This window comes from Thioclava nitratireducens (assembly GCF_001940525.2).
Taxonomy (GTDB): Bacteria; Pseudomonadota; Alphaproteobacteria; order Rhodobacterales; family Rhodobacteraceae; genus Thioclava; species Thioclava nitratireducens.
In genome coordinates, this window is the sequence record NZ_CP019437.1 from 194,994 (window position 1) to 203,480 (window position 8,487).

Sequence of the window (8,487 nt, forward strand, 5' to 3'; positions counted from 1 at the left end):
ACCCCCCTGCCTTCGCGGCTGGCGCGCCCGCGCCCGCGCTCGACCCCCGGGGGGGCATCCGCGCGCGATCCTCTCTGCCCCTCGCAGTGAGGCCACTTCCCATTTTCGAGGCAAACGAGGTCCGGGCATGAGCGCGAATTTCGGAGCAGCGATCGGGGGTCAGGGGGGCGACGCCTCTCAACCGGAAGAAACCGACAAGGGGGTCTGGGGAGACGCGAGCATTTCCGATGTGATCGAGATGGACGCGAAACAGGCGATCTCGATGCTAGAGATCGAGGATGGGGCTGACAAGCTCGATCTCGACGCCCCGGAAGAATTCCCCGGCCCGATCGCCGAAGCCGCCTATTGGGATGATGGCGCGGTCGTCGGTATCCAGGGCCCGGTCGGTTCGGGCAAGACGACGACGATGCTGAAGTCGCGCCTGCGCCGCGCCATGTGCATGCCGCGTTCTGTGATCGATGGCCGCCGCCATTACAAGCTCACGATCGTCCGTGCGACCTATCGCCAGCTCTGGTCGACCACCATTCCGGACTTCCTGAAGGTTTACCCCAAACACCTCGGCGACTGGTCGGGCGGGCGCGGCGGCCCGGTGAGCTTCGTGATGATCTTCGATGACGGCCTCGACGATCCGCCGCCGCCCGGTCATGAGGGCGAGTGGTCCAACGAGATCTTCTTCACTGTCGAGTTCATGGCCTTTGGGGACGATATCCAAGGGTCGATGCGCGGGTTGCAGACCACCGACATGTGGCTGCACGAGATGGACACGAACCCCGTCGACGTGATCGTCAACGGCATCACCCGGATCGGGCGCTACCCTGGGCAGGCCCATTTCCGGGGCTATTCCGACGAGCTACGCGATTACGGCCAGATGGTCGGCGACTTCAACGCGCCAGAGCCGGATAACTGGGCGGTGGGCCTCTTCCACGATGAGAAGAAGCGCGCGGAGCTGATGGATCTGATGAATGCCGAGCTGCCTGAAGGGGCGACGGCAATCCAAATCAGCTTCTACCGGCAGCCGGGCTATGGCGAAGAAGGTGCAGAGAACCTGCAGAACCTCGGCCCGACCTACTACCAAAAGCAGATCGCGACGATGAAACTGATGGGGCGCGGCGATCAGATCGACCGCCTCGTCTACAACAAGATCGTCCACACAAAGGCAGGCGAGCCGGTCTTCCAGCGCGAGTTCAGCCGCCGCGTTCACGTCTCGGACGTGCCGCTGACGCCGTGGCCGGGCGTGCCGCTGCGCGTCGGCCTCGACCAGGGCTTCAAGGGCGCGGCCGTCATCGGCCAGGTGATCACCGAAGGCACCGGGCGCAATCAGCGCGTCTTCTGGCAGATCCTCGCGGAGCTGCACTATCCCGACGAGCGCCTGATGGCGCGCACCTTTGGCACGCGACTGGCCGAGCTGCTGGAGACGCGCTTCCGCACAACGCGCGTCGAGGGCGGCTGGGGCGATATGGCAGGCGAGCATGGCGCGAGCCAGGCAGCCGATGAGAATGCGACGTGGAACCGCCTTGTCAGCCGCGCGGCCGGCTTCCGCATCCGCCCCCAGCGGATCGGCACCAACCGGATCACCCCGCGCCTCGAGGCGGTGCGTGCCGCGCTTGAGGCCCCCACCTCGGCCGGGCGCGTCGGCCTGCTGATCGATCCGAGCTGCAAACTGCTGATTGCCGGTTTCGAGGCTCGTTACGTCTGGGCGTTCGAGGTCAACCAGAAGGGCGACAAGGTGAAGGTGCCAAACAAGGCGCTGACCGAGGCGAACGTCATGGACGCCCTGCAATACCTGCTGCTGAGCCGTGTGCGCGGCGACGGCACTACCGAACCCAATACCCCGGAAGATCGCGGCCTGATGGGCCACAACGGAGGGCCGTCCCTGTCCGGGGATCGTGGCGGCCTGCAAACCGGGCACGACGTGCTCGATCCTTACGGAGAGTGAACATGCAGAGCAAAGGCCAATACCGCGTTGGTATTTCCTTCAACCCCTCGAGCGACACGACCGTCGATCTCATCAAAGGCATCGCGGCCGAGCTGATCGATCTTATCGAACAGATCCCCAGCGATCACGAAACGGCACAGGGCAACGAAGCAGGGCGTCTCAAAGCCCTGGCTCAGAACAAGGTCGAGGAGGCCGCGATGTGGGCGGTCAAGGCGCAGACCAAGCCTGCACCGGCGGAGGGCTGATCAATGGCGACCAAGAAAAAGACCGCGCCCGCCCTCGACCTCGACCGTCTGCGCCGCTTGGCCGACGACATCGAGGCGCTGCACCGCACCCACTTCCTCGATCTCGTCGCCCGCCTCGAGGCCGAAGAGGGGATGAAGTTCAGCAATCGCGCCCAGGGCAATACCGGCTGCCGCATGGCCGGGCTCTCGGCTGTCAGCACGGCAGGCAAGCACGGCGCGCTGACGAACTGGGCCAATGCGGCCCGGCGCGCCCTGAAAGGCGGTGTGTGATGGCCAAGTTCCGCAAGAAGCCTGTCGTGATCGAAGCTGTCGCGGCGCGCGACCTTATCAACGCGTTCGAGTTTGAATGGTCGGCGTTGCCGGAATGGGCAGTCGAAGCCTACGAGCGCGGGATCATCGTCGCGATCACGCAAAGCCATTTTACGATCAAGACGCTCGAAGGTGATCACCGCGCCGACGTCGACGACATGGTGATCCGAGGTGTCAAAGGCGAGCTCTATCCCTGCAAGCCGGACATCTTCGCGGCCACCTATGAGCCCGCTGAATGATCCAGGTGCGGCCATACGAAGACTTCGCCGCGCACGCGGTTCTGTCTCGGCTCGATCCGATGGATCAGCTCGAGGCGGAAGTCGTGCGCGCCGAACGCTCGCCCCCGTTGGCCATCTTCGCAGATTGGCGCGCAGCCAACGCGGCGCGGCTGATCAGCACGGTGCTCCTGACTGACGTGGGCACGCCCTTCGCGGTCCTCGGTCTTTCCCATACCGGGCAGGCAGGGGTCGCTCAGGCGGCGCTGCTGGCGCGCGATCACACAAAATTCCGCCGTCCACTCGCCGAAGCCGCACTGCGGATCCGCAAGGAAATGCCGGTTTTCGCCGAGGAATTCGGCGTGCACCGGATTGAGACGCGCAGCTGGGTCCAGCACCCGAGCGGCGCGCGTCTCCTGGTGGCTTGCGGGTTTCACCTGGAAGCCACGATGCCGGGCTTCGGCCCGTTGGGCGATCACGCGTTCCACCAGTTCGCCTGGGTCGCCCCCTACAACACGCCCGCCCCTGAAGCGCCTGACCTGAAAACCAGCGAAAGGACATAAACATGTGTGGTTTTGGAAGTAAGCCCCGCGTTCCCGCCCAACGGGTCGCGGCAATGGACAACACCGAGGCGAACCAGCAGGCCGACATCGAGGCCCGCCTGCGTCGGCTGCGCGCCGGGGCCGCGGCGAACGTGCTCACCAGCCAGACGGGGATTCCCGCCTCGACGACGATGGGGGGTGCGACCTGATGAGCGCGCTCTTCACCATCCGGGAAAAGGATCCCGCCGCCCAGACCGCGATGCGGCGTTGGGACGAGATGAAATCCGATCGCGCTCGCCACGAGCGCGATTGGGAGGCAATCGCCGAGCTGATCCGGCCGCAGCGCGGCGGCTTCAGCTCGGACGATCACACGACCCGGGGCACCTCGAAGCCGCTCAGCTCGGCGCCGATCTCGGCCCAGGTGAACTTCTCCTCCGGTCTCTACGGCTCGCTCACCAACCCGGCCAACCGCTGGATGGGGCTCGAGACGAACAACCGCGATCTCAACGCCTGGAAGCCCGCCAAGTTGTGGCTCGATGCCGTGACCGATCGCATCCTCGACAGCTTCCGGCCCGCCGTGAGCCCGTTCTATGACGCGACGACGCAGGTCTTCTCTGATCTCGCGGCCTTCGGTAACGGAGCGAATTACGACGAGGTCATGCTCGACGAGGGCCGGATCCTCGATGTCACCCTGTCGCTGGCTGAGGTCTGCTATGAGATCGATGCCTTTGGGCGGGTGGTCGAGGTGGTGCGCCGCTTCAAGCTCAAGCCGGCGGCCGCGATGTCCATGTTCAAGGGCAACCTTCCCGCGAAGCTGGTGAAGATGGCCGAGGACGGCTCGGTCGAGAAGATCAATTTCTACCAGCATGTGCTGCGCAACGACGACTGGCGCCAACGTGCGCTCGGTGTGAAGGGCAAGCGCTGGATCTCGCGCTATGCCTGCGAGATGGAGCAGACGCTGCTGCGCGAGAGCGGTTACGACGAGATGCCTTTCCACGCGCCCCGCTGGGATGTGGAGAGCGGCGCGATCTACGGCACCGGGCCCGGCTACATGGCGCTGCCGGCTGCGCGCGCGCACAACCGGATGGATGACGCGACCATGCGCGCGGCTCAGTTCGCCGCCGATCCGACCATCCTCGCGCCCGATCGGGGCGATTGGCCGCTCAATGGCCGCGTCCGTCCGGGCAATGTCGTCTATGGCGGGATCGGCATGAACGGCAGCCGAATGCTCGACGTGCTGCAGACCGGCGGAGGGATCAATCTCACGCTCGAGGAAAAGCAAGCGAAGATCGACGAGATCCGTGACGCGTTCCACTACACGCTAATGAACCTCGCCGGCCGCACCGGCATGACCGCGACCGAGGTCATGACGATCAACGAGGAACGCCAGCGCCTCTGGGCCCCCTACCAGGGACGCGTCCAGGGCGAGTATCTCGCCCCCAAGGTGCAGCGGCGCTTCTCGCTTCTCTGGCGCGCCGGTCAGCTGCCGCCGCCCCCGCCGGAAATGGAAGGCGCAGCTCTCCAGGTGACCTACAAATCGGCGGCAGCTGCAGCGCAGAAGGCGAGCGAGGGGACCGCCCTGCTGCGGATCCTCGCCGATATCGGGCCGCTGGCACAGGCGAAGCCGCGCTTGCTCGATCGTATCGACGACGACGGGCTTCTGGAAACGCTGATCGATGCGCGCGGCGCGCCGGGGCGTGCGTTCCGCTCGCGCGATGAGGCCGACCAGCTCGCGCAACAGCGCGCCCAGCAGGAGCAGATGGCGCAGGCGATGCAGGCGGCCCAAAGCGGTGCTGGCGTTGCGAAGGATCTGCACCAGGCGGGGATGCTCGATCCCCAAGGAGGTGCGCAGTGATTTCACGCCACGAGGCAGAGGCGTGTCGTCGGATTTTCGTGTCCGTGCTGCTGCTCGCGATCCGCGACATGTTCGGACGCAATCCGGACGCGCTTCTCACCAAGCAGGCGCGCAGCTGGATCGGCACGCGCGATTTCTGCGAGGTCTGCACGCTGGCCGGCTACGACTGGCGCCGGGTCGAGCGGGCTCTGCGCCGCCGTCTCGAGCAGGCGCGGGGCCTCACAGCAGAGAACCGCCGCGCGGACGTAGCGCTGGTCACCCTCGCAAGCATGGAGATCTCCGCATGAGCTGGCGAATGCAAGCCTTGATGACCCTCTTCACCCGCCCCCGCGACGCGATCTCGATCGGCCGTCGTTGGCGCGCAGCTGCCCGCGATGTGCCCGGCCTCGAGGGCGACTTGATCGAGCTCGCCGGGCTTCGGCTGATGCAGCCCCATCAGCGGATCGACGGCGCGCCGGAGCCCGAGGCGATTGGGCCGGAGATGCTCGCCTATCAGCAGGGCAAGCGCGACCTTGCCCTGCAACTTCTGGCCCTGATGGGCCTCACCCAAACCGAGTTCAACAGCCTTTTCACGGAGGAAAAGCACGATGAAGACCACCGCTAACTTCCTGTCCTTTCTGCGACTGCGTATGACCTGGGCCCCGGCAGACGATCCGGCGGGAGGCGGCGCGCCGCCCGCCGATCCCCCGGCAGATCCGCCGCCCAATGATCCCCCGGCCGATCCGCCCCCGAGCGATCCGCCGAAAGATCCGCCGCCGGCCGCGCCGCCCGCTGACCCGCCGGCTGCGAAATGGTTCGAAGATGAGAAGATGCTCGACGCCGAGGATCGTGAATGGCTCAAGTCGCGCGGCCTGACCCTCGATGATCCGAAGGAGGCAATCCCGAAGCTGGTGCGCGGTCACCGCAGCGCCGAAAAGCATATCGGGCGGGGCGTCGACAAGATCCTCGAGAAGCCGGCCGAGGGCGAGAGCTATGCCGACTGGGCGAAAAAGAATGCCGAAGCGCTCGGCCTGCCGAAAGAGATCGACGGCTACGAAGTCGCGAAGCCCGAGAACTGGGCGAAGGATGCGCCCTGGGATACCGACCTCGAGGCCCAGGCGAAGAAGATCGCCCACGAGCAAGGCGTGCCGCCGGCCGCGCTCAATCAGTTCGTCGCGCTTTATGCCGGCAAGGTCGCGGCGCTGAGCTCGGATGCCGAGGAAAGCTACAAGCAGGCCAATGCCAAGATGATGGAGGATCTGCACAGCGAGTACGGCGCGCAGGCTCAGGCGGTCATGGCCAAGGCGCAGCAGGTCGCAAGCTTCGCGGCCGAGAAGATCGGGCTCGACCAGGAAAGCCTCGAGGCGGTGATCGGGCGGTTGAGCAAGGATATGGGCGATGCGCAGACGATCCGGTTCATGAACGTCTTCGCCGAGGCGATCGGCGAGGATAGCGGGATCGGCCTGGGCAAGGGCGCCAGCAGCGGCCTGACCGGAAGCCGCTCGGACGCGCAGGCAGCGCTCTCGGACTTCATGAAGGCGGACGGTGAATGGGCGAAGGCGTCGGCGGCCGGCGATCGTGCAACGATCGAACGGCTGCGTCCGAAGTTCGACCAGCTGACGAAGGCTGTGGCCAGCTTCAGCAAGTGATCAGCTGACCGATCGAGAAATGAGAAGTGCCGCGCCGGACTGAGCGCGGCGCTTTTTTCGTTTCCCGCCGAAATTATCGCTTGAAGTATTTCGCTTTCGTGGGACGATTTAGGGCGACGGGCACCCCGAGCCACTAGATCGGGTCCAGATGACCGCCGGAAAGCCGGCCGCCCAGGCGAGCGTATCGTCGAGGCAGGGTCCGGCATCCGGGCACCCCTTCCGAGAACTCACACAACATCGTCAGTTTTCACACGGAGGGGATCATGTCCCTGGAAGTTACGCAGCACCACAAGCTGCAATACGCGGCCTCGGTCCAGATGGTCGCGCAGCAAACCAAGAACCCGTTTCAGAGCGCAGTGACCCCGGCCCCGGCCTCGGGCGAAGCTCAGTCGGTTTCCGACCTGCTCGATGCCGTCGAATATTCGCGCGGCAAAGAGAAGTCGCGCCGCAACCCCGAAAACCCGGTCACCGGCTCGCGCCGCTGGGCCGTTCTGCCCGAACCGGTTGAGACCGGGCAGTACATCACCAAGGAAGACAAGTTCCGCACCGCGACCGATCCGACCTCGAGCTACGTTCGCGCCCACACCATGGCCGTGAACCGTGGCCGCGCCGACCTGATCCTAGGCATCTCCAAGGGCGACAACGGCAAGTTCTCGGTGACCGAAGGAGGCGTCCTGGGGATCGCGCGCGAGGGCAAGACCCCGGGCACCGGCACCGCACTGCCGGCCAGCCAGTATCTCGCCAATGGCGGAACCGGCCTCGAACTCGCGAAGCTCATAACCGCCGTCGAAATGCTGAACCTCGCGGACTTCGGCCTCGAGGACAACATGGACGAGTTGTTCTGCGCGATCACGCCGAAGCAGAAAACCGACCTGCTGAACATCGCAGCCGCGTCGAAGGTCAACCTCAACGCGTTCCAGATCCAGCAGCTGGAGACCGGCAAGCCCACGACCCTGATGGGGATCACCTGGATCTTCACCAACCGGCTCCCCCTCAAGAGCGGTACGGCTGATATCCGTCTGAACCCGGTTTGGGCGAAGTCGAACATCATCGAGGCGGAATGGCAGGCGGTGAAGGGCGAGATGTGGAACGACACCGCGGCCAAGAACCTGCCCTACGCCTATGTCAGCTCCTACACCGACGTGGTGCGGGCGCAGGACAAGGGCGTCGTGGTCATCGAGAGCAAGGAAGCCTGATCGGCCGGGCCGGATGATCCGGCCCCGCTGACGCATTCCATCTGACAGGAGGGCCCGACATGGCCGTTGTTAAAGTCAAATCCAACCTGGTCGGCGATTACGCCGCCAACACCCAACCCGCCGATCCCGAGCTGGTGGCCGGCCGTCCGATCGTGGCGACCGGATCGGTGGACAATGCCGCCTCCGATAACGCCGGCTCGATGTATCACCTCGCCGACATCCCGGCCTATGCGATCCTCGACAGCCGCACCGCATTCGATGTCGAGAACTGGGGCTTTGCCACCGTGAATATCGGCACGGAGGACGACGCGACTGCGCTCACGACCGTGCTGAAGTCCGCCGGCAATACTGTGAGCCCGGTCGCATTTGGCGATGCCAACCACGGCTTGCCGCTCTGGCAAGTTCTGGGCCTCGCGGCCGAGCCCGCCTCGGGCGTGATCTCGCTCTACGCCCACGGGCCCGCCGATGCGACCGGCGCGGGCTCGATGCCTTTCGAGATCCACTACCGCGCGCGCTGACGCCTCCGCCCGGGCCGATCTCGGCCCGGGCCTGACTTCCGGA

General features: G+C 65.5%; 12 protein-coding genes. All 12 read left to right on the forward strand.

The features are described from left to right. Nucleotides 1-127: 127 nt before the first annotated feature. Nucleotides 128-1,936 (forward strand): hypothetical protein, encoded by a 1,809-nt coding sequence (locus BMG03_RS01010; RefSeq protein ID WP_075775298.1) that lies wholly within the window; start codon nucleotides 128-130, stop codon nucleotides 1,934-1,936. A 2-nt stretch (nucleotides 1,937-1,938) separates the two neighbouring features. Next, nucleotides 1,939-2,181, forward strand: a complete 243-nt coding sequence (locus BMG03_RS01015; protein ID WP_075775297.1) for an Acb2/Tad1 domain-containing protein — start codon at nucleotides 1,939-1,941, stop codon at nucleotides 2,179-2,181. A gap of 3 nt (nucleotides 2,182-2,184) precedes the next feature. After that, nucleotides 2,185-2,451: a hypothetical protein gene (locus BMG03_RS01020; RefSeq protein WP_075775296.1), complete on the forward strand. Its 267-nt coding sequence runs from the start codon at nucleotides 2,185-2,187 to the stop codon at nucleotides 2,449-2,451. Further along, nucleotides 2,451-2,729: a hypothetical protein gene (locus BMG03_RS01025; protein WP_075775295.1), complete on the forward strand. Its 279-nt coding sequence runs from the start codon at nucleotides 2,451-2,453 to the stop codon at nucleotides 2,727-2,729. Before BMG03_RS01020 ends, BMG03_RS01025 begins: the two co-directional genes overlap by 1 nt. Then, entirely contained in the window at nucleotides 2,726-3,268 is a 543-nt protein-coding gene (locus BMG03_RS01030; protein ID WP_075775294.1) for a hypothetical protein, read from the forward strand. Before BMG03_RS01025 ends, BMG03_RS01030 begins: the two co-directional genes overlap by 4 nt. 2 nt (nucleotides 3,269-3,270) lie before the next feature. Then, nucleotides 3,271-3,456, forward strand: a complete 186-nt coding sequence (locus BMG03_RS20605) for a hypothetical protein (RefSeq protein WP_157771531.1) — start codon at nucleotides 3,271-3,273, stop codon at nucleotides 3,454-3,456. Continuing rightward, complete coding sequence (locus tag BMG03_RS01035; RefSeq protein ID WP_075775293.1) at nucleotides 3,456-5,102, forward strand: portal protein; 1,647 nt, start codon at nucleotides 3,456-3,458, stop codon at nucleotides 5,100-5,102. Before BMG03_RS20605 ends, BMG03_RS01035 begins: the two co-directional genes overlap by 1 nt. After that, complete coding sequence (locus tag BMG03_RS01040) at nucleotides 5,099-5,389, forward strand: hypothetical protein (protein WP_075775292.1); 291 nt, start codon at nucleotides 5,099-5,101, stop codon at nucleotides 5,387-5,389. Before BMG03_RS01035 ends, BMG03_RS01040 begins: the two co-directional genes overlap by 4 nt. Beyond that, on the forward strand, nucleotides 5,386-5,706 hold the full coding sequence (locus BMG03_RS01045; RefSeq protein ID WP_075775291.1) for a hypothetical protein: 321 nt from the start codon (nucleotides 5,386-5,388) through the stop codon (nucleotides 5,704-5,706). The genes BMG03_RS01040 and BMG03_RS01045 overlap by 4 nt, the downstream gene beginning before the upstream one ends. Next, the gene (locus tag BMG03_RS01050; protein ID WP_075775290.1) at nucleotides 5,690-6,730 is read left to right on the forward strand and encodes a hypothetical protein; all 1,041 of its coding nucleotides are present in this window, start codon (nucleotides 5,690-5,692) and stop codon (nucleotides 6,728-6,730) included. Before BMG03_RS01045 ends, BMG03_RS01050 begins: the two co-directional genes overlap by 17 nt. Nucleotides 6,731-6,993: 263 nt before the next feature. Next, nucleotides 6,994-7,926, forward strand: a complete 933-nt coding sequence (locus BMG03_RS01055; protein ID WP_075775289.1) for a phage capsid protein — start codon at nucleotides 6,994-6,996, stop codon at nucleotides 7,924-7,926. Nucleotides 7,927-7,985: 59 nt separating this feature from the next. Beyond that, the gene (locus BMG03_RS01060) at nucleotides 7,986-8,444 is read left to right on the forward strand and encodes a hypothetical protein (protein ID WP_075775288.1); all 459 of its coding nucleotides are present in this window, start codon (nucleotides 7,986-7,988) and stop codon (nucleotides 8,442-8,444) included. Nucleotides 8,445-8,487: the final 43 nt, after the last annotated feature.

Coding starts and splice junctions, on each gene's coding strand:
- BMG03_RS01010 (WP_075775298.1), top strand. CDS start 128: ATGAGCGCGAATTTCGGAGCAGCGATCGGGGGTCAGGGGGGCGACGCC.
- BMG03_RS01015 (WP_075775297.1), top strand. CDS start 1,939: ATGCAGAGCAAAGGCCAATACCGCGTTGGTATTTCCTTCAACCCCTCG.
- BMG03_RS01020 (WP_075775296.1), top strand. CDS start 2,185: ATGGCGACCAAGAAAAAGACCGCGCCCGCCCTCGACCTCGACCGTCTG.
- BMG03_RS01025 (WP_075775295.1), top strand. CDS start 2,451: ATGGCCAAGTTCCGCAAGAAGCCTGTCGTGATCGAAGCTGTCGCGGCG.
- BMG03_RS01030 (WP_075775294.1), top strand. CDS start 2,726: ATGATCCAGGTGCGGCCATACGAAGACTTCGCCGCGCACGCGGTTCTG.
- BMG03_RS20605 (WP_157771531.1), top strand. CDS start 3,271: ATGTGTGGTTTTGGAAGTAAGCCCCGCGTTCCCGCCCAACGGGTCGCG.
- BMG03_RS01035 (WP_075775293.1), top strand. CDS start 3,456: ATGAGCGCGCTCTTCACCATCCGGGAAAAGGATCCCGCCGCCCAGACC.
- BMG03_RS01045 (WP_075775291.1), top strand. CDS start 5,386: ATGAGCTGGCGAATGCAAGCCTTGATGACCCTCTTCACCCGCCCCCGC.
- BMG03_RS01050 (WP_075775290.1), top strand. CDS start 5,690: ATGAAGACCACCGCTAACTTCCTGTCCTTTCTGCGACTGCGTATGACC.
- BMG03_RS01055 (WP_075775289.1), top strand. CDS start 6,994: ATGTCCCTGGAAGTTACGCAGCACCACAAGCTGCAATACGCGGCCTCG.
- BMG03_RS01060 (WP_075775288.1), top strand. CDS start 7,986: ATGGCCGTTGTTAAAGTCAAATCCAACCTGGTCGGCGATTACGCCGCC.